Origin of the sequence: Allobosea sp. Root670 (assembly GCF_001429415.1) — a bacterium.
Taxonomy (GTDB): Bacteria; Pseudomonadota; Alphaproteobacteria; order Rhizobiales; family Beijerinckiaceae; genus Allobosea; species Allobosea robiniae.
Map to the genome: position 1 here is coordinate 1 of NZ_LMJU01000009.1, position 17,767 is coordinate 17,767.

The window sequence follows — 17,767 nt, forward strand, 5'->3', positions numbered from 1 at the left end:
CGGCGATGCCGGCAAGGGCTTCGCCGTCGTCGCCTCGGAAGTGCGCACCCTGGCGCAGCGTTCGAGCGAGGCGGCCAAGGACATCTCCGGCCTGATCTCATCGTCCAATGTCGAGGTCGGCGAGGGCGTCAAGCTGGTGCGTCAGGCCGGCGACCAGCTCAGCCGCATCCTGGCGGCCTCGCAGAAGGTCGCGGCGACGATCGCCGACATCTCGGCTGCGTCGGGCGAGCAGGCCAACGGCATCGACGAGATGAGCCAGGCGGTGGCGCATCTCGACGAGATGACCCAGCAGAACGCGGCTCTCTCCGAACAGAGCGCGGCCTCGGCCAACGCGCTGTCGGGCCGGATCGAACAGCTCAACGGACTGGTCGCGACCTTCCGCACCGGGCGTGAGCCCGCCGGCCAGGCGGCTTATGCGCAACCGGCCACGCCGGCCCGCGCGAAGGCGCCGATGCGGGCCGCCAGGCCGGCCCCCGCCGCCTCCGGCGAGCCGGAGCGGCTGCGGCAGCTGGCGGAGGCCGCCTTCGTCCAGTCACGTGCCCCCGCCCCGCGCAAGGTCGCCAATGGCGGCAGGGCCAACGATTCCGGATGGGAGGAGTTCTGAGGCGGCACAGCCTCCGAACATTCTCGAACACGACACGCGCGGCGCCCGAATGGGCGCCGTTGGCGTTTCGAGGAGAAATTTTTGCTCGCCGCCTCTTGTCGAGGCGCTTGATCGGCCTATCTCCGTGACAGGCGCCGGAGCTTTGCTCCATCACGACGCCGCCCTCGCACATTCAATCCGTGACGTTCCTTGGCCGACTCGCTGGAGTCGATCGATGCCGCACCGCTTGCTGACAGGTCCCGACGGGGATGTCTGCGACAAGCGGTTTCAGCCGTCACCACAACAGGGAGACGAAAACCATGCAGATCAGCCAGGTTCTTCAGGCTCTCGGCCAGTTCGCTTCCGGCCTCGCGCCGGTCAGCCGTTCCGTCCGCCCGCTCGAGATCGATTTCGACACTGCCGACGCCCTCGGCCCCTTCGAACAGGCCGCCATCGGCCAGTGGAAGACCGAGGACGGGTCGATCCTGATCGACCTCCGGCCCGATGGCCAGTTCCACAAGGCCAAGCCCGCCGCCGGCGCCAAGCATGTCGGCCGCTATGCGGTCGATCGCTCGAAGCTCTATTTCGAGGGCGAGACCGGATGGGTCGCCCTCGGGAAGCTCAAGCGCGGCACGCTCAGCATCGGCGAGAAGCGCTTCCGCAAGGCCTGACGCGTCATTGCGAGCCACTCAAATAAAGCAGGGCCGCGCTCCCGGAGGGAGGTGCGGCCCTTTTCGTAACGGCGCGAGCCTCAGTAGCCGACCGTGAAGCGGCGGCGGCTATGGGCCGGCTTTTCCAGCTCGTCGACGAGGGCGATCGCATAATCCTCCGCCGAAATCGAACTGTTGCCCTTGTCGTCGACCAGGAGCTGATCGGTCCCGAGGCGGAATTGTCCGGTGCGCTCGCCCGGCTGGATCAGGGCCGAGGGCGAGAGGAAGGTCCAGTCGAGGCCCTGCTCCTGCTTCAGGAGATCGAGGAAGACGCCGCCCTTCCGGGCTTCGTCGAGATAGATGGCGGGAAATTCCGGGGTGTCGAAGAGCTTCACGCCCGACGCGACCTCAAGGCTGCCGGCGCCACCGACGACGAGATAGCGCTTCACGCCGGATTGCTTCACCGCCGCGAGCAGGAGCTGCGGATCGCTGGCGGAGAAATGCACGGCGCTGATGACCGCGTCATGGCCGGCGAGCAATTTGGCCAGCCCGTCCTTGTCGAAGACATCGCCCTTGACGGCGGTGACGCCCGCCAGAGCGGCGATCTTTTCGGGATTGCGAACGATGGCGGTGACGGCATGGCCGCGAGCCGAGAGTTCGGCCAGCAGGCGCGAACCGATGAATCCGCTGGCGCCGATCAATGCAATCTTCTTGGCGACTTTCATGACAGGGGCTCCTTGTTATGGTATCCAATGGATACCTGCACTCTAATGGAACCTATCTGATCCTGCCGCGCCGCTCCGTAAAGAAGGCACTTTCACGCGACATGGTCACCTCCGGGAAACCGCCATGCTGAAACGCCCCGACCCTTTCCAGGCGCTCTGCCCGACCCGGCGCGTGCTCGACCGCATCGGCGATACCTGGGCCGTGCTGATCCTGATCGCGCTCGATGACGGCACCTTGCGCTTCAACGAACTCAGGCGCCGGATCGAGAACATCTCGCAGAAGATGCTGTCGCAGACGCTGAAGAGCCTGGAGCGCGACGGGCTGGTGCGGCGCGAGGTGTTCGCGACGGTTCCTGTGACCGTCGAGTACTCGCTGACCGAACTCGGGCGGACGCTGGCGCAGACGGTCAACCAGCTCACCCTCTGGGCCGAGGCCCATATCGGCGAGGTCGAGGCGGCGCAGCAGCGCTATGATCGCGGCGGGGCCTCGGCTTAAGCTCGGACTCGGGAACGCTGGCGTTTCCACCGATTTCGTGTATATGCCCGGGCAACCGGCTTAACCAGTCGGCGGCGCGACCCCTCCGCGATGAGGCGGCTCGCGGGCTTCGGACCTTGCTGGACGACATCCCGGCCTGGCCCGCCAGATCAACCCGAACACGAGGATATCCCGATGTCGATCACGGCCGAGCGCAAGACCGCGCTCATCAAGGAACACGCCACCAAGCCGAACGATACCGGCTCGCCGGAAGTGCAGATCGCGATCCTCACGGAGCGCATCACCAACCTCACCGGTCACTTCAAGTCCCACAACAAGGACAACCATTCGCGCCGCGGCCTGCTCAAGCTGGTCTCGCAGCGCCGGTCCCTGCTGGACTACCTGAAGGGCAAGGAAGAGGCCCGCTACAAGACGCTGATCGAGAAGCTCGGCATCCGCCGCTGATCGAAAGCCGACGGTTTCCGCCCGGTGCGACCTGCTCCGGGCGGCTCCTTCTCAGGTGAGGCCGCCATGGGGCGAGCCGCCTGACTGCCGCGGCGGCCGCATGGGGCGGCCCTCCCGCGTGACCCGCCGGGCGCCCAAGACGTCCATGGCAGGATCGCCGAGCGCCCGGACGCGCAATCTCGCATGATCCGGGTGTTCCGCCGTCTTGCCCATGGGCCTGAAGGCACCGGACGGGTCAAAACCCGACCGAAAGATATAAATCCATGTTCGACATCCAAACCGAAGAACTGATCTGGGGCGGCCGCAAGCTCGTCCTCGAGACCGGCAAGGTCGCCCGCCAGGCCGATGGCGCCGTGCTCGCCACCTATGGCGAGACCGTCCTGCTCGCGACCGTCGTTTCGGCCAAGGAGCCGAAGCCGGGCTTCGACTTCTTCCCGCTGACCGTGAACTACCAGGAAAAGACCTTCGCCGCCGGCCGCATCCCCGGCGGCTATTTCAAGCGCGAGGGCCGTCCGAGCGAGAAGGAGACGCTGGTCTCCCGCCTGATCGACCGCCCGATCCGCCCGCTCTTCGTCGAAGGCTACAAGAACGACACGCAGGTCGTCGTCACCGTGCTCCAGCATGACCTGGAGAACGATCCCGACATCCTCGCGATGGTCGCGACCTCGGCTGCGCTGACCCTCTCCGGCGTGCCCTTCATGGGCCCGATCGGCGGCGCCCGCGTCGGCTATATCGACGGCGCCTACAAGCTCAACCCGACCATCGAGGAGATGAAGGACTCGGTTCTCGATCTCGTCGTCGCCGGCACGCAGGACGCCGTCCTGATGGTCGAGTCGGAGGCCAAGGAGCTTCCCGAGGACGTGATGCTCGGCGCCGTGATGTTCGGCCACAAGCATTTCCAGCCGGTGATCGACGCGATCATCCGTCTGGCCGAGAAGGCCGCCAAGGAGCCGCGCGACTATACCCCGGCCGACAACTCCGTCGTCCTGGACGCCGTCCTGAAGCTCGTCGATGCCGATCTGCGCGCCGCCTACAAGATCACCACCAAGGCCGAGCGCTACAAGGCGCTGGACGCCGCCAAGGCCAAGGTCGCCTCGCTGATCTCGGCCGAGCCGGACGGCAAGACCACCTTCACCAAGGAGCAGGTCGGCGGCCAGTTCAAGGAGGCCCAGGCCAAGGTCGTGCGCTGGACCATCCTCGATGACGGCACCCGCATCGACGGCCGCGATCTCAAGACGGTCCGCAAGATCGTCGCAGAGGCCGGCATGCTGCCGCGCACCCACGGCTCCGCCCTGTTCACCCGCGGCGAGACGCAGGCGCTGGTCGTGACCACGCTCGGCACCGGTGACGACGAGCAGTTCATCGACTCGCTGGAAGGCACCTACAAGGAAACCTTCCTGCTGCACTACAACTTCCCTCCCTACTCGGTCGGCGAGACCGGCCGCATGGGTTCGCCCGGCCGCCGCGAAATCGGCCATGGCAAGCTCGCCTGGCGCGCCATCCGTCCGATGCTGCCGGCGAAGTCGGAGTTCCCCTACACGATCCGCGTCGTCTCGGAGATCACCGAGTCGAACGGCTCCTCGTCGATGGCCACCGTCTGCGGCACCTCGCTGGCGCTGATGGATGCGGGCGTGCCGCTGAAGTCGCCGGTCGCGGGCATCGCGATGGGCCTCATCCTCGAAGGCAAGCGCTTCGCCGTGCTCTCCGACATCCTCGGCGACGAGGATCATCTCGGCGACATGGACTTCAAGGTCGCCGGCACCGCCGCGGGCATCACCTCGCTGCAGATGGACATCAAGATCGCCGGCATCACCGAGGAGATCATGAAGGTCGCCCTCGACCAGGCCAAGGGCGGTCGCGATCACATCCTCGGCGAGATGAACAAGGCGCTCTCCGCCTCGCGCAGCCAGCTCGGCGAGTTCGCGCCGCGCATCGAGACGATGAAGATCCCGGTCGACAAGATCCGTGAAGTCATCGGCTCCGGCGGCAAGGTCATCCGCGAGATCGTCGAGAAGACCGGCGCCAAGGTGAACATCGAGGACGACGGCACCATCAAGATCGCCTCGGCCGACGGCAAGTCGATCGAAGCGGCGATCAAGTGGATCAAGTCGATCGTCTCGGAAGCCGAAGTCGGCGTGATCTATGACGGCACCGTCGTCAAGATCATGGAGTTCGGCGCCTTCGTGAACTTCTTCGGCGCCAAGGACGGTCTCGTCCACATCTCCGAGCTGGCCGCCAATCGCGTCCAGAAGGTCTCGGACGTCGTCAAGGAAGGCGACAAGGTCAAGGTCAAGTTCCTCGGCCAGGACGAGCGCGGCAAGATCCGCCTCTCGATGAAGGTCGTCGACCAGGCCACCGGCGAGGACCTCACCGAGAAGCTCAAGGCCCAGCGCGAGGCCGACAAGGCCCGCGAGAAGCAGGGCGCGGCCGAGTAATCGCCTAAGCCAGCTTGTGTAGACAGAACGCCCCGCATCGGATGATGCGGGGCGTTTTTCGTTCGAGGTAGGAGATATCCCGCCATGCCGCGGGCAGTACCATTGCTAGTCTTCCGTGAGAGTCGGAGTGCCTGTCGATGAAATCCTTCGCCGTTCCCGCCGCTGGCGGATCCTTGCGCTACCACGACCTCGCCGGCGACGGCCCGGCTCTGGTCATGATTCACGGCCTCGGCTGCGCTTCGTCCTGCGATTACCCGACCGTCGCAGCCGATCCGGCCTTGCGGGGCCGTCGCATGCTGCTGATCGACCTGCTGGGCTCCGGCTTCAGCGATCGGCCGGAAGCGTTCGGCTATACGATCGTGGATCACGCCCGCTGCATCGTCGCGCTGGTCGATGCGCTGGAACTCCCCCGGGTCGATCTCTTCGGACACAGCATGGGCGGCGCCGTCGCCATTGCCGCAGCCGCGATACTGGGGCCGCGCCTTGGCATCCTCGTCGTCGGCGAACCCAATCTCAATCCGGGCGGAGGCCAGTTCAGCCGCGGCATCGCGGCGATCCCCGAAGCGGAGTATTGCGCCGGCGGCCAGGACGCGATCGTGCACGCAGCCCGAGCCGAGGGCAACGATATCTGGGCAGCCTCGCTCGCCCGCAGCGCCGCCTATGCGGTGCAGCGGACAGCGCGTTCGCTGGTCGAGGGCAGCGACCCGACATGGCGGAGCACCCTCGTGTCACTGCCCGTACCGCGCATGCTGATCATCGGCGAGCTGTCACTGCCCTATGATGATGCGGCGGGACTGCCCGAGGCAGGGGTCGAGATCGCTATCGTGCCGGGGGCCGGGCATTCCATCCCGTGGGACAACCCGGCCGGTCTCGCTGCCGCCATCGCGGCTGGCTTGTCTCTGGCGCAACATGCCGGGAGATGATGACGCGTCACTTACAATAGTCTAGACATATGCCGTTCCATGGAGACCGGCATGTCCGACCACCGCATCGCCTCGCTCGACGACCTCGCCCATGCCTACCCCAACCCGATGGCCCCAGCGTCGCTCTTCAAAGAGATCGATCATGTCGACGCGAACTACGCAGCGCTGATCGCCGCCTCGCCGTTTTTCGTGCTCGCGACGGTCGGTCCGGAGGGGCTGGATTGTTCGCCGCGCGGGGATCTGCCGGGCTTTGTCACGGTCCGGGACGCGAAAACGCTCCTGATTCCCGACCGAAAAGGCAATAACCGTCTGGATTCCTTGAAGAATATCCTGTTCGACGATCGAATCGGAATGCTCTTCCTAATCCCCGGCTGCGGCGAGACGCTGCGCGTGAACGGACGTGCGGAGATTTCCTGCGACCCTGAGTTGTTATCGCAGTTCGAGATGGCCGGGAAGCTGCCGGCGAGCGTGATGGTCGTCCATGTCGAGGCCGTCTACTTTCAGTGCTCCCGCGCGGTGGTGCGGGCAGAGCTCTGGAACCCGGAGCGGCAGGTCGACCGGCGCAACCTGCCCTCGCCCGGCACGATCCTGCGCGACATTACCGCGCGCAACGTCGCGGTCGAGACCTTCGACGGCCGGGCCTATGACGAGGCGCTGCCGGGCCGGGTCAAGGCGACGCTGTATTGAGAGGGTGTTGTCCTTCTCCCCTCGGGGGAGAAGGTATCAAAGTCGGCAACAGCCGACTTTGATGAAGGAAGAACTCACAGCAGCCCTTCGTTCCCGGCCAGCGTCTTCAGGCTGATATCCGGCCGGGCGCCGACATGCGAGATGATCTCGGCCGCTGCGAGCGCGCCGAGGCGAAGCGAATCGCGGGTCTCGCGGTTCGAGGTCAGGCCGTAGAGGAAGCCCGCGGCGAAGAGATCGCCGGCGCCGGTCGCGTCGACCACGCGCTCGATCGGGAAGACCGGCTCCTCGACGATGCCGTCCGGCGTCACCGCCAGTGCGCCCTTCTCGGAGCGGGTGACGACGGCAAGGATGTTCTCGGCACGCAGCGCTGCCAGCGCGGTGTCGAAATCCGCGGTCTCGTAGAGGCTCTTGAGCTCGTGCTCGTTGGCGAAGACGAGATCGACCATGCGGTTGCGGATCAGGCCGACGAACTCGTCGCGATAGCGGTCGACGCAGAACGAGTCTGACAGGGTGATGGCGACGCGGCCACCGGCCTTGTGGGCGATCTCCGAGGCCTTGCGGAAGGCTTCCTTGGCCGCCGGCGGATCCCAGAGATAGCCCTCGAGATAGACGATATCGGCGTTCTCGACGGCCTTGGCGTCGACATCGGCGACGGAGAGGCCCTGGCAGGCGCCGAGATAGGTGTTCATCGTGCGCTCGCCATCGGGCGTGACGATGATGAAGGAGCGCGCCGTGGCCGGGCCTTCCGTCGCGTCGGCCGTGCCGAAGGCGACGCCGAGCGAGGTCAGGTCATGGCGATAGAGCTTGCCGAGCTCGTCGCCGCGGACCTTGCCGATGAAGGCGCCCTTGCCGCCGAAGGAGGCGAGGCCGGCAATGGTGTTCGCGGCCGAGCCGCCCGAGATGATCCGGGCCGGGCCCATCGCGGCATAGAGCGATTCCGCCCGAGGCTCGTCGATCAGCATCATCGCGCCCTTGGTCAGCTTCTGCGCGGAGAGGAAATCCTCCTCGGCCGAAGCGAGGACGTCGACGATGGCGTTGCCGAGGGCGAGAACGTCCGTGCGGGTCTGGGTCATGGCTCTAGCTCTGTCCGGAGGGCGCGGCCCGTCGGCCGATTGGGAAGGTGCTGGCCCTGTCGCATCCGCATGCCGTGCGGTCAAGCCGGGCGCTCAGGCCGGATCGCGCCGGGCGGCGGCCTCGTCGAGCATGCCGGCGAGGCGGCGCAGATCGTCGCCCTCCAGCAGGCCGATCTCGCGCGCCAGCCGGTTGGCGAAGAGCGTCGCTTCGGGATCGAGGCCGGCTGTGTCGATGGTCACGCGCGGATGCGAGAGATCGGCGAGGCGGACGAGCTCGTCGGCCTCGTCCCAGATCACGCCGAGGAGATGGATCGCGCCCTGGATCAGCGTGAAGGTCGGGCGGCCACGCTTGCCGTGTTCCAGCGCCGAGAGATAGGCCGGCGAGACGCCGAGACCCTCTGCCATCTGAGCGAGGGTCATGCCACGCGCTTCCCGCAATTCGCGCACGCGGTGGCCGAAGGGCGTCACGGCCCGTGTTCCCGCAGGCGGCGCAGGCGGACATAGAGCGCGCCAGAGCCGCCATGACGCTGCTCGGCCTCCTCGAAGCCCAGAACCAACGTGCGCAATTCGGGCAGGCGCAGCCAATGCGGCACCATCCGACGCAGCACGCCACGCTCGTCGCCGAACAACGCCAGCGCCGGCGCGCCCTTGCCGGTCACAACCAAGGCGATGCGGCAACCGCGTCGCTGCTCGCGGCGAAGGAAGGCGTGGAGCGCCAGATGCGCCTCGTCCTGCCGCATGCCGTGCAGGTCGATGGAGGCGTCGACGCTCTGCTGGCCGCGGCGCAGTTGCGTGCGCAAACGCCGCTCGATCGGCGCCAGCGGCGGGGCTGCGGACGGTGCAGCTTTCACCGGCAACGCCGTCGCAACGGCGCGCATGGCGGCGTCTGTCGCTAGGGGGACTGCCTGTTCGGGAACCGGCTCGGGCTCGACCGGCGCGCGGCCGGGCAAGGGCTTGACCGAGCGCGCGACCTGGCGCCAGAGCGCGATATCGGCCTCCGTCAGGGTCTTTCCACGACGCGCGCGCATCTCAGCGCGGCCAGAGCACGGTGAAGGCGACGGGATGGCGAATCAGGCCGGCGCGATGGCCCGCCGCTGCCCCCGAGCCGACGAAGAGATCCATGCGGGCCGGGCCGAGGATAGCAGAGCCGGTATCCTGCGCGATCATCAGGCGCGCGAGATGCTCGTCGCCGCCGACCCCGTCCGGGATCGTGGCGTCGATCCAGACCGGCACGCCATAGGGCCAGGCCGTACGATCGACGGCTATGCTGCGCATCGGCGTGAGCGGCAGGCCGGCGCCGCCGATCGGCCCGCTTTCGGCGGGAAGATCGTCGCGGCGGGCGAAGAAGACGAAGGATTTGTTCAGGCGGATCAGGTCGCGGGCAAAGCCGGCATCGGCTTTCAGCCGGGCGATCAGCCGGTCCATGGTCATCTGCTCGGGCGGGATCGATTCGCGCTGGCTGAGCACGCGCCCGAGCGAGGTGTAGGGATGGCCGTTGCGGCCGGAATAGCTCAGCCGCGTGACGGACCCGTCCGGCAGGCGGACGCGACCGGAACCCTGCACCTGCAGGAAGAAGCGATCGACGGGATCGCGCAGCCACATGATTTCGAGCCCCTGGCCGTCGAGCGCGCCGGTCTCGATCGCGGTGCGGTCCGGGAAGGGCTCGAAGCCCTTTTCCGTGCGACGCGCGGCCGAAAGCGCCTTGTCGAGGCCTGGCCAGTCATTCTCGGAGAAACGCGTCACCAGATCCTTCGGCCGGTCATAGAGCGGCGTCGGGAAGGCGTCGGAGCGGGTCAGAGAGCCTTCGAATTCCGGCTCGAAATAGCCGGTCGTAAAGCCGGTTTCGCCGCCTTCCGGCCGGATGCGCCAGAACGAAAAGTTCTGCTCGAAGAAAGTCCTGGCCTGCTCGCGATCGACATTCCCGGCGGCAACCAGCGCCTTCGCCTTGTCGCAGACGGCGGTGAGCCGCTCGGGAAGCGGCACGCCCTGGCGCAACGGCGGATCGGCCATGCATCCCTCCGCGAAGATGGCGAAGGCCCTGGCGTGATCGTCCTGCGCCCAGCCAGCGAGATCTGCTGGCAAGAGCGCCTCGGCGCGGGCTCCTGGAGGCAGCGGGGGCGACGAGGCCATGGCGGTCACGGGTGCAAGGGCCAGGATCGCGGAAAACGCCAGTGCGACACCGGCGCCGCCACGCTTCACGCCGCGGATTCGGTGGCCACGAGCAGCCAGTTGGGATCGCGGCTGCCGAGCTGGCGCGAGAAGGTCCAGATGTCGTTGACCTCCGAGACCTGTTCGGCGCTGCCATCGACGACCGCACCCTGCGCGTCGCGGGTGACGCTGATCAGTTGCGAGACAAAGGCGATCGTGACCTGGGCGGTCTTGCCCTTTACGTCCACGGCAGCGAGATCGGCCTTGTCGATCGAGACGAAATTCGATTCCGCCTTCTCGCCGCGCTTCTCGCGCTCGGAGATGGCCTGCTCGAAGCCGTCATAGACCTCCTTGGCGAGGAGGCCCTTCAGCATCTTGCGGTCGCCGCGGGCGAAGGCGGTGACGATCGCCTCATAGGCGGCCTTGGCACCGCCGACGAATTCATGCGGATCGAAACCGGGCTCCTGGCGGATGACCGCCTCGATGCCGGCGCTGACGGGCGAATCCGGCGCAGCCAGGTCCTTCCAGCGCTCGGCCACCGGCAGCTCCGGTGCGACCGGGTCGTTGGCGGCGCCCGGCAGGCGGATCACATTGTCGCGCTTGTCCGGTGCTTGCGCCTGATCGGGCCGCATCGGCGGCGTCTCGCGGCGGGCGAAAGGGTCCTTGGGCTGCTCGTTGCCGGTCTTCTGGCCGAGCACGGAGCGCAGCTTCCAGGCCACGAAGACGGCCAGGACCAGGAAGACCAGAGTCTGCATGTCGAAGGAATTTTGCATCGAAAGCTGACCCGCGGCTCCCCGTTGTTACCCGGCCCATCCGCGTCCGCGCCGGGCCTTCACCTTCATATGGTGAGACTGGCTCGTAACATCCACCCCTCCGCTTGTGAAGGCGACTTCTTGTGCCGGCACGGCGTCCATGATAGCCGACGCGCGCGCCGCTCCATAGCATGGAGCGCAGTCCCGAGTGCCGGCAGAGGCGCGGGATTTCCCGAGACAGCCTGCCAGAACAAGATGGGACCGATGGCCAACGAACTCCCCAACGGCAATGGCGCCGGCGCCGAAGCGGCTCCGAGCCTGAACGCCCTGATCCAGTACACCAAGGACTTTTCCTTCGAGAACCCGAAGGCGCCGCGCTCGCTCGCCCAGCAGGAAGCCCAGCAGGGCCCGCAGATGTCGCTGCAGGTCAATGTCGGCTCGACCGCTCTCGCCGACGACGATTACGAGACCGTGCTGCGCCTCGAAGGCAAGGCCGAGCTCAAGGGCGAGACGCTGTTCGCCTTCGACCTGAGCTATGCCGGCGTGTTCCGCCTGCAGAACATCCCGCAGGAGCACATTCACCCCGTTCTGGTGATCGACTGCGCCCGCCTGCTCTTCCCCTTCGCCCGGCAGATCATCGCCGAGGCCGTGCAGAACGGCGGCTTCCCGCCCTTCTACGTGCCGCCGATCGACTTCGCGCAGCTCTTCCAGCAGCGCCTGCAGGAGCTCGAGGGCCAGCAGGGCACTGCGACCAACTGATCGGTCACCGTACCGAAAGACCTGACGGAAGGGCCCTCACGGGCCCTTTCTTCGTTTATTGCCGATGATTGTTGTCCTTGCAGGACAACGCCCCTCTCTCCATGTGCGTGGGATCGACGGCGGACGCCCCAACCGGGACGCCCGCCTTTTCCGTATCCGATGGAGACCTGATGGACGCCCTTCTGACGCTTGCCGCCGACCCCGCCGTATGGGCCGCGCTCGGGGCACTGATCGCCATGGAGGTCGTGCTCGGCATCGACAACCTGATCTTCATCTCGATCCTGACCAACAAGCTGCCGGAGCATCAGCGTTCGAAGGGCCGCAAGATCGGCATCGGCCTGGCGCTGATCATGCGTCTCGGCCTGCTCGGCACCGTCGCCTTCATCGTCAAACTCACCGCGCCGATCTTCACGGTCTTCGGCCAGGCCTTCTCCTGGCGCGATCTCATCCTGATCGCCGGCGGTCTCTTCCTGGTCTGGAAGGCGACGAAGGAAATCCATCACAAGGTCGATCCCGATCCGGAATCCGTCCTCGCAGAAGGCGGCACGCGCGCCGCGACGCTGGGTTTCGGTGCGGCGATCTTCCAGATCCTGATCCTCGACCTGGTGTTCTCGATCGACTCGATCATCACCGCCGTCGGCATGACCGAACATGTTCCGGTCATGGTGATCGCCGTCATCGTCGCGGTTCTGACGATGCTGCTCGCCGCCGATCCGCTGGCGCGCTTCATCGACAGGAACCCGACGATCGTGATGCTGGCGCTGGGCTTCCTGCTGATGATCGGCGGCACGCTGATCGCCGAGGGCTTCGGCGTGCATGTGCCGAAGGGCTATATCTACGCCGCGATGGCCTTCTCAGCCTTGATCGAGGCGCTCAACATGCTGTCGCGCCGCAGGGCGCGATAAGCCGCCCTGCACGAAAGGCGACGCGACTTACTGGGCCGCGTCGTCCGTGATGCCGAGATAGCCCTTCCAGAGCGGCGCCTTCAGCGAGCCGAGGATGAAGGCCTCATGCGCCTTGAGCGCCTCTTCGCTGAGCCGCGATGCCAGCGGGCGCTGCCGCTGCGGCTTCTCGACCGCCGCCATGGCGAGGCCCGGGCGGCCGGCCGAGGCCTCGACGCCGAGACCAAGCGAGGCCTGCTTGCCGCCGATCAGCTCGATATAGACCTCGGCCAGGATCTCGGAATCGAGCAGGGCGCCGTGCTTGGTGCGGCGGCCGTTGTCGATGCCATAGCGCGAGCAGAGCGCGTCGAGGCTGTTCGAGGCGCCCGGATGCTTGCGACGCGCCATCGACAGGGTGTCGACCACGAAGCCCTGCTCGATCGGCGGCAGGCCGAGCCGCTTGAACTCCATGTTGATGAAGCCGACGTCGAAGGCCGCGTTATGGATCACCAGCTTGGCGCCAGCGATGAAGTCGGCGAATTCATCGGCCACCGCGGCAAAGACCGGCTTGTCCGAGAGGAACTCTTCCGAGAGGCCATGGACGTTGAACGCTTCGATCGGCATCGAGCGTTCGGGATTGATGTAGACGTGGAAGGTCCTGCCGCTCGGGCAGTGATTGAGCAGTTCGACGCAGCCGATCTCGACGATGCGGTCGCCGTTATTGGCTTCCACGCCGGTGGTTTCGGTATCGAGAACGATCTCGCGCATCGCTTCAGGACCTCGCTTGCGCACCGCGCCCGGGACGGCCGGCGAGCGCCATCAGGATAGAACCGACCTGCCGCTCGGCGGCCATCAGACCGTGCGACGTGTCCACAAGGAAATGGGCACGGCGGCGTTTCTCCGCGTCCGGCATCTGGCGCGACAGGATCGCGTCGAGCTTTTCCGCGGTCATGCCGGGGCGGGCCAGGACGCGCTGACGCTGGACTTCGGCGGGCGCCGTCACCACGAGGACGGCGTCGCAGCGCGCCTCGCCTCCGGTTTCCAGCAGGAGCGGCACGTCGATGATGGCGAGTTCCGCACCCTCCCGGCGGCAGCGGGTGAGGAAGGCCTCCTCCTCCTCACGCACCAGCGGATGGATGATCGCTTCGAGCCGACGCAAGGCATCGGGCTTGCCGAGTACGGCCGCGCCCAGCTTTGCGCGATCGACCGCTCCATCGATCACCGTACCCGGGAATGCGGCTTCGATCGGCGCTGCGGCCCGGCCGCGATGCAGACGATGCACGGCCGCATCGGCATCGTGCAGGGGCACGCCGCGCTGCACGAAGAGCTGCGCGGTCGTCGATTTTCCCATCCCGATCGAGCCTGTCAGGCCCAGCACGAAGGTCATGGCTGCTCCGGCGAATCAGGCCTTCAGGATATCGGCTTCGATGAGCGCACGAAGCGCCGGCGTCACCTGCGGCGTCACGCCGAACCAGCGGGCGAAGCCGGGCGAAGCCTGATGCAGCAGCATGCCAAGCCCATCAACGGGAACGCCGCCACGCCGTTCCGCCTCGGCCAGCAACGCGGTCTTCAAGGGGACATAGACGATATCGTCGACGATGGTTCCCGGCCGTAAAGCGGCGAGATCGATTTCCAGCGATGGTTTGCCCTGCATGCCGAGGGCCGTCGTGTTGACGATGAGATCGGCCTCGCCGACGAGGCAGTCGCGCTTCGCCCAATCGCCCGCCTCCAGAGGATCACCAAGAGCGGCGACCAGTTCGGCCGCGCGTTCGGGGCTGCGGTTGACGACAAGAATGCGCGCGACCCCGCGTGCTTTCAGGCCGTAGCAGATACCGCGTGCCGCACCGCCGGCGCCAAGGACGAGCGCCGTGCCGACCCGCCCCTGCCAGCCGGGCACCGTCGCATCGAGATGGGCGAGGAAGCCGCCGACATCGCTGTTGTCGGCGATGATCCGGCCGCCTTCGCGCCAGAGCGTGTTGACCGCGCCGACGGCCCGACCGGCATCGCTGATCTCATCGACCAGCGCCATCACCGCTTCCTTGTGGGGCACGGTGACATTGCCGCCAGCGAATTCGCCCTCGCGCAGGCGGGAGATGAAGGCCGGAAGATCGACCGGCGCGACATCGATCCGCTCATAGGTACCGGGAAGCCGATGCTCGCGCAGCCATTCGCCATGGATCAGGGGCGAGCGCGAATGGGCGATGGGATGTCCGATGACGAAGCAGCGAGGCGGCATGAAGGAAGTCCGTTAACCGGCGAGGCAATCGAGATCGCGCAGGGACGCGAGCACCGCAAGCAGCGGCAGGCCGAGAATGGTGAAATGGTCGCCCTCGACCTTGTCGAAGAGCTGGGCGCCGGGCCCTTCGAGCTGATAGCCGCCGACGCTGGACAGGGCGGCCGGACCGGCGACGGTCAGATAGCGCGCGATGAAATCAGGCTGGAGTGTGCGCATGGTCAGGCGTGCGGCCTCGAGGCCTTCGGCCAGTGGCGCGCCGTCTCGCGCGATGACGAAGGCTGAATGGAGCTCATGGCTCCGGCCAGCGAGCGCTGCGATCTGGCGTGCCGCGCCGGCCAAATCTGCCGGCTTGTGAAAGGCGATGCCACCGCAGGTCAGGGTCTGGTCGGCGGCCAGCACGAGGCGGCCGGGGCGTTCGCGGGAGACAGCCAGCGCCTTGGCACAGGCGAGAGCGGCCGCAACCTGATCCGCCGGCACGCTGCGATCGACCAGGGGTTTCTCGACGGCGCGCTCGTCGATCTCCGGCTTCACCACTTCGACCGGGATACCGACGGCCAGGAGCATGTCGCGCCGGGTCGCGCTGCCGGAGGCGAGAATCAACGGCTCGGGATCGAGCCAGAGGCTGGTCGATGCGCTCATGTCGCGATGAACTTCATGCGGTGGTCGCGAAGCAGGTCGAGAATCGAGGCCGCGGTTTCCTCGATCGAACGGCGCGTCACGTCGATCACCGGCCAGCCCTTGCGGGCGCAGAGACGGCGCGATTGCGTGACCTCATCGGCGACGGCTGTGGGATCAACATAGGAGGTATCGTCATCGGCGCGCAGCGAGAGCAGGCGGTTCTGGCGGATCTGGACTATGCGATCGGCGCTGGCGATCAGGCCGACGATCAGAGGCTTGCGCGCGCTTTCCAGTTCCGGTGGCAGCGGGATATTCGGCACCAGCGGGATATTGGCGGTCTTGATGCCGCGATTGGCGAGATAGATGCTCGTCGGCGTCTTGGAGGTCCGGCTGATGCCGACCAGGATGACGTCGGCATTGTCGAGATCGCCGCCCATCTGCCCGTCATCATGCAGCAGCGTGTAGTTCATCGCGTCGATGCGTCGGAAATATTCGGTGTTGAGCACATGCTGCGCGCCCGGCTTCGGCGCCGACGCCTGGCCGAGATAGGACTGGAACAGCGAGAGCACGGGCTGCAGCACCGACAGGCAGGGACAGCCGAGCTCGCGGCAGAAATTCTCCAGTTTCTCCTGCCATTCCGGCTCGACCAGCGTGTAGAGCACGACGCCGGGCGAGGCCTCGATCTCGGCGAGGACGCGGGCAAGCTGCGCCTCGGAGCGAACCAGCGGATAGACATGCTCGATCGCCGAGACGGTTTCATATTGCGCGGCAGCGGCCCGGCTGACGGCGATCAGCGTCTCGCCGGTCGCATCCGAGACCAGATGCAGATGAAAATAATTGCGGACCACGGCATCCCCCGGCCTGAAGCGTGTTTATCCTCTAGCGCGCTTTGAGCGCGACCGGAATCACCGCGACGAGAATTGACGCAGCTGGCGTTTCCCTCCCGCGGTTTCGGAACGACCGGGTTATCCCGGGCCGTGGGGAGCAGTGTGGACAACCGAACAGGAAACGCAGGCCGAGTGGCGGCTCTGTATAACCCGCCCGAACCATCAACAGCCGCCCGGCTGTGAATGGTAAACAAAGTGTTTCACGTGAATCATTTTGGAAGACGGCGAGCTGCCCGCCGAATTCAATTCGTTAATAAAGCCTTAACCGGTGACCGAGGCCCCGCGCGGCCCGCGACTCGCTGTCCCAGTGGCTGTGGATCGGTTGTGGACAGAATTGCGGCGGGCTATCTCCCTGCCTCCAAGAGTCAAAACAAAAGATTCTCTCTAGGAATCTTATTTAAGAAATAGCGGGATGGATGGCCCGTCAGGCATGACGACACGCGAGACCCCTGCCCTGATCCGTGTGCTCGGCGGTGAAAGCCTGCCGACCCCTCCGGTCTGGCTGATGCGCCAGGCCGGGCGTTATCTGCCGGAGTACCGCGAGCTCAGGGCCAAGGCCGGCAGCTTTCTCTCGCTTTGCTACGATCCCGAGCTGGCCGCCGAGGTGACGCTCCAGCCGATCCGGCGCTTCGGCTTCGATGCCGCTATCCTGTTCGCGGATATCCTTCTCGTGCCGCAGGCGCTCGGCCAGAAACTCTGGTTTGCCGAGGGCGAAGGACCGCGGCTTGAACCCGTGGCCGACGCGACCCGCCTGGCGGAGATCGATCGCGTCGCGGATCAGGCCAAGCTGGATTCGATCCCGGAGACGGTTCGCCGGGTCCGGGCTGCCCTGCCCCGCGAGACCGGCTTCATCGGCTTCTGCGGCGCGCCCTGGACCGTGGCGACCTATATGGTGGCCGGTCGGGGAACACCGGATCAAGCGCCGGCGAAGGAGCTTTTCGAACGCGACCCAGCCCTGTTTCAGGCGATCATCGACCGGATCGTGACCTCGTCCATCGCTTATCTGAACGCGCAAATCGCGGCGGGCGTCGATGCCGTCCAGATCTTCGACAGCTGGGCGGGTGCGCTCGGGCCGGAGGATTTCAGGCGCTGGTGCATCGCGCCGACGCGACGGATCGTCGATGGCGTGCGCGCCATGCATCCGCAGGCGCGGATCATCGGCTTTCCGCGCGGGGCCGGGCACCTGATCCCGGACTATATCGCAGGTACGGGCGTCGACGCGGTCGGCCTCGAAACCGATATCGACCGGACCTTTGCCCGGAATGAGATCCAGTCCAGGGTTCCGGTGCAGGGCCATCTCGATCCGCTGGTGCTACGCGCCGGCGGTGACGCGCTGGAGCGGGAGGTGGATGCCATCCTGACAGCCTTCGGCGATCAGCCCTTCATCTTCAATCTCGGCCACGGCATTCTGCCGGATACGCCGATCGCGCATGTTGAGCGCTTGCTGAAACGGGTACGGGGCTGAGGGCT

The 17,767-nt window shown here is 66.5% G+C and carries 21 protein-coding genes; 10 read left to right on the plus strand and 11 right to left on the minus strand.

The genetic code is table 11. The annotated features are described in order from the left end of the window. On the plus strand, window positions 1-604 hold a 604-nt coding region (locus tag ASE61_RS09455; RefSeq protein ID WP_244492779.1), incomplete at its 5' end, for a methyl-accepting chemotaxis protein. A 299-nt stretch (window positions 605-903) separates the two neighbouring features. Continuing rightward, the gene (locus ASE61_RS09460) at window positions 904-1,254 is read left to right on the plus strand and encodes an Atu4866 domain-containing protein (protein WP_061966648.1); all 351 of its coding nucleotides are present in this window, start codon (window positions 904-906) and stop codon (window positions 1,252-1,254) included. 80 nt (window positions 1,255-1,334) lie between these two features. Here ASE61_RS09460 and ASE61_RS09465 read toward each other — a convergent pair whose 3' ends face one another. After that, complete coding sequence (locus tag ASE61_RS09465; protein WP_061966649.1) at window positions 1,335-1,958, minus strand: NAD(P)-dependent oxidoreductase; 624 nt, start codon at window positions 1,956-1,958, stop codon at window positions 1,335-1,337. A 124-nt stretch (window positions 1,959-2,082) separates the two neighbouring features. Between ASE61_RS09465 and ASE61_RS09470 the strand changes: the two genes are divergently transcribed. The 5 genes from ASE61_RS09470 to ASE61_RS09490 all read left to right on the plus strand — a co-directional run bounded on the left by ASE61_RS09470 (window position 2,083) and on the right by ASE61_RS09490 (window position 6,943). Next, the gene (locus ASE61_RS09470; protein ID WP_200959620.1) at window positions 2,083-2,454 is read left to right on the plus strand and encodes a winged helix-turn-helix transcriptional regulator; all 372 of its coding nucleotides are present in this window, start codon (window positions 2,083-2,085) and stop codon (window positions 2,452-2,454) included. Between the two features lie 174 nt (window positions 2,455-2,628). Next, on the plus strand, window positions 2,629-2,898 hold the full coding sequence (gene rpsO, locus ASE61_RS09475; RefSeq protein WP_061966650.1) for a 30S ribosomal protein S15: 270 nt from the start codon (window positions 2,629-2,631) through the stop codon (window positions 2,896-2,898). 263 nt (window positions 2,899-3,161) lie between these two features. Further along, window positions 3,162-5,333 (plus strand): polyribonucleotide nucleotidyltransferase, encoded by a 2,172-nt coding sequence (pnp, locus tag ASE61_RS09480; protein WP_061966651.1) that lies wholly within the window; start codon window positions 3,162-3,164, stop codon window positions 5,331-5,333. A 137-nt stretch (window positions 5,334-5,470) separates the two neighbouring features. Then, on the plus strand, window positions 5,471-6,256 hold the full coding sequence (locus tag ASE61_RS09485; RefSeq protein WP_061966652.1) for an alpha/beta fold hydrolase: 786 nt from the start codon (window positions 5,471-5,473) through the stop codon (window positions 6,254-6,256). A gap of 39 nt (window positions 6,257-6,295) precedes the next feature. Continuing rightward, on the plus strand, window positions 6,296-6,943 hold the full coding sequence (locus ASE61_RS09490) for a pyridoxamine 5'-phosphate oxidase family protein (protein WP_413813532.1): 648 nt from the start codon (window positions 6,296-6,298) through the stop codon (window positions 6,941-6,943). A gap of 74 nt (window positions 6,944-7,017) precedes the next feature. Here ASE61_RS09490 and ASE61_RS09495 read toward each other — a convergent pair whose 3' ends face one another. The 5 genes from ASE61_RS09495 to ASE61_RS09515 all read right to left on the minus strand — a co-directional run bounded on the left by ASE61_RS09495 (window position 7,018) and on the right by ASE61_RS09515 (window position 10,937). Continuing rightward, window positions 7,018-8,016 carry an adenosine kinase gene (locus ASE61_RS09495; protein ID WP_061966654.1) on the minus strand — a complete coding sequence of 333 codons (999 nt, stop codon included), beginning with the start codon at window positions 8,014-8,016 and terminating at the stop codon, window positions 7,018-7,020. A 93-nt stretch (window positions 8,017-8,109) separates the two neighbouring features. Continuing rightward, window positions 8,110-8,484 (minus strand): helix-turn-helix domain-containing protein, encoded by a 375-nt coding sequence (locus ASE61_RS09500; protein ID WP_061966655.1) that lies wholly within the window; start codon window positions 8,482-8,484, stop codon window positions 8,110-8,112. Beyond that, window positions 8,481-9,044 carry a Smr/MutS family protein gene (locus ASE61_RS09505; RefSeq protein ID WP_061966656.1) on the minus strand — a complete coding sequence of 188 codons (564 nt, stop codon included), beginning with the start codon at window positions 9,042-9,044 and terminating at the stop codon, window positions 8,481-8,483. Before ASE61_RS09505 ends, ASE61_RS09500 begins: the two co-directional genes overlap by 4 nt. 1 nt (window position 9,045) lies before the next feature. Further along, the gene (locus tag ASE61_RS09510) at window positions 9,046-10,215 is read right to left on the minus strand and encodes a murein transglycosylase A (protein ID WP_061966657.1); all 1,170 of its coding nucleotides are present in this window, start codon (window positions 10,213-10,215) and stop codon (window positions 9,046-9,048) included. After that, window positions 10,212-10,937 carry a Tim44/TimA family putative adaptor protein gene (locus ASE61_RS09515; RefSeq protein WP_061966658.1) on the minus strand — a complete coding sequence of 242 codons (726 nt, stop codon included), beginning with the start codon at window positions 10,935-10,937 and terminating at the stop codon, window positions 10,212-10,214. Before ASE61_RS09515 ends, ASE61_RS09510 begins: the two co-directional genes overlap by 4 nt. A 243-nt stretch (window positions 10,938-11,180) precedes the next feature. Between ASE61_RS09515 and secB the strand changes: the two genes are divergently transcribed. Beyond that, complete coding sequence (secB, locus tag ASE61_RS09520) at window positions 11,181-11,675, plus strand: protein-export chaperone SecB (RefSeq protein ID WP_061966659.1); 495 nt, start codon at window positions 11,181-11,183, stop codon at window positions 11,673-11,675. 170 nt (window positions 11,676-11,845) lie between these two features. Further along, complete coding sequence (locus ASE61_RS09525) at window positions 11,846-12,580, plus strand: TerC family protein (protein ID WP_061966660.1); 735 nt, start codon at window positions 11,846-11,848, stop codon at window positions 12,578-12,580. Window positions 12,581-12,607: 27 nt separating this feature from the next. Here the strand turns inward: ASE61_RS09525 and dnaQ are convergent, their stop codons facing one another. The 5 genes from dnaQ to ASE61_RS09550 are packed head-to-tail and all read right to left on the minus strand — an operon-like array spanning window position 12,608 to window position 16,258. Next, window positions 12,608-13,324, minus strand: a complete 717-nt coding sequence (dnaQ, locus tag ASE61_RS09530; protein WP_061966661.1) for a DNA polymerase III subunit epsilon — start codon at window positions 13,322-13,324, stop codon at window positions 12,608-12,610. 4 nt (window positions 13,325-13,328) lie between these two features. Then, a complete protein-coding gene (coaE, locus tag ASE61_RS09535; RefSeq protein WP_061966662.1) occupies window positions 13,329-13,943 on the minus strand; it encodes a dephospho-CoA kinase in 615 nt (204 codons plus the stop codon). A gap of 15 nt (window positions 13,944-13,958) precedes the next feature. Continuing rightward, a complete protein-coding gene (locus ASE61_RS09540; RefSeq protein WP_061966663.1) occupies window positions 13,959-14,792 on the minus strand; it encodes a shikimate dehydrogenase in 834 nt (277 codons plus the stop codon). A 12-nt stretch (window positions 14,793-14,804) separates the two neighbouring features. Next, window positions 14,805-15,431, minus strand: coding sequence for a Maf family protein (locus tag ASE61_RS09545; protein ID WP_061966664.1), 627 nt, complete (start codon window positions 15,429-15,431; stop codon window positions 14,805-14,807). Continuing rightward, a complete protein-coding gene (locus ASE61_RS09550) occupies window positions 15,428-16,258 on the minus strand; it encodes a pyruvate, water dikinase regulatory protein (protein WP_061966665.1) in 831 nt (276 codons plus the stop codon). The genes ASE61_RS09545 and ASE61_RS09550 overlap by 4 nt, the downstream gene beginning before the upstream one ends. A 469-nt stretch (window positions 16,259-16,727) precedes the next feature. Between ASE61_RS09550 and hemE the strand changes: the two genes are divergently transcribed. Next, complete coding sequence (gene hemE, locus ASE61_RS09555) at window positions 16,728-17,762, plus strand: uroporphyrinogen decarboxylase (RefSeq protein WP_061966666.1); 1,035 nt, start codon at window positions 16,728-16,730, stop codon at window positions 17,760-17,762. The last annotated feature ends 5 nt before the right edge of the window (window positions 17,763-17,767 follow it).

Coding starts and splice junctions, on each gene's coding strand:
- ASE61_RS09460 (WP_061966648.1), top strand. CDS start 904: ATGCAGATCAGCCAGGTTCTTCAGGCTCTCGGCCAGTTCGCTTCCGGC.
- ASE61_RS09465 (WP_061966649.1), bottom strand. CDS start 1,958: ATGAAAGTCGCCAAGAAGATTGCATTGATCGGCGCCAGCGGATTCATC.
- ASE61_RS09470 (WP_200959620.1), top strand. CDS start 2,083: ATGCTGAAACGCCCCGACCCTTTCCAGGCGCTCTGCCCGACCCGGCGC.
- rpsO (WP_061966650.1), top strand. CDS start 2,629: ATGTCGATCACGGCCGAGCGCAAGACCGCGCTCATCAAGGAACACGCC.
- pnp (WP_061966651.1), top strand. CDS start 3,162: ATGTTCGACATCCAAACCGAAGAACTGATCTGGGGCGGCCGCAAGCTC.
- ASE61_RS09485 (WP_061966652.1), top strand. CDS start 5,471: ATGAAATCCTTCGCCGTTCCCGCCGCTGGCGGATCCTTGCGCTACCAC.
- ASE61_RS09490 (WP_413813532.1), top strand. CDS start 6,296: ATGGAGACCGGCATGTCCGACCACCGCATCGCCTCGCTCGACGACCTC.
- ASE61_RS09495 (WP_061966654.1), bottom strand. CDS start 8,016: ATGACCCAGACCCGCACGGACGTTCTCGCCCTCGGCAACGCCATCGTC.
- ASE61_RS09505 (WP_061966656.1), bottom strand. CDS start 9,044: ATGCGCGCGCGTCGTGGAAAGACCCTGACGGAGGCCGATATCGCGCTC.
- ASE61_RS09515 (WP_061966658.1), bottom strand. CDS start 10,937: ATGCAAAATTCCTTCGACATGCAGACTCTGGTCTTCCTGGTCCTGGCC.
- secB (WP_061966659.1), top strand. CDS start 11,181: ATGGCCAACGAACTCCCCAACGGCAATGGCGCCGGCGCCGAAGCGGCT.
- ASE61_RS09525 (WP_061966660.1), top strand. CDS start 11,846: ATGGACGCCCTTCTGACGCTTGCCGCCGACCCCGCCGTATGGGCCGCG.
- dnaQ (WP_061966661.1), bottom strand. CDS start 13,324: ATGCGCGAGATCGTTCTCGATACCGAAACCACCGGCGTGGAAGCCAAT.
- coaE (WP_061966662.1), bottom strand. CDS start 13,943: ATGACCTTCGTGCTGGGCCTGACAGGCTCGATCGGGATGGGAAAATCG.
- ASE61_RS09540 (WP_061966663.1), bottom strand. CDS start 14,792: ATGCCGCCTCGCTGCTTCGTCATCGGACATCCCATCGCCCATTCGCGC.
- ASE61_RS09545 (WP_061966664.1), bottom strand. CDS start 15,431: ATGAGCGCATCGACCAGCCTCTGGCTCGATCCCGAGCCGTTGATTCTC.
- hemE (WP_061966666.1), top strand. CDS start 16,728: ATGACGACACGCGAGACCCCTGCCCTGATCCGTGTGCTCGGCGGTGAA.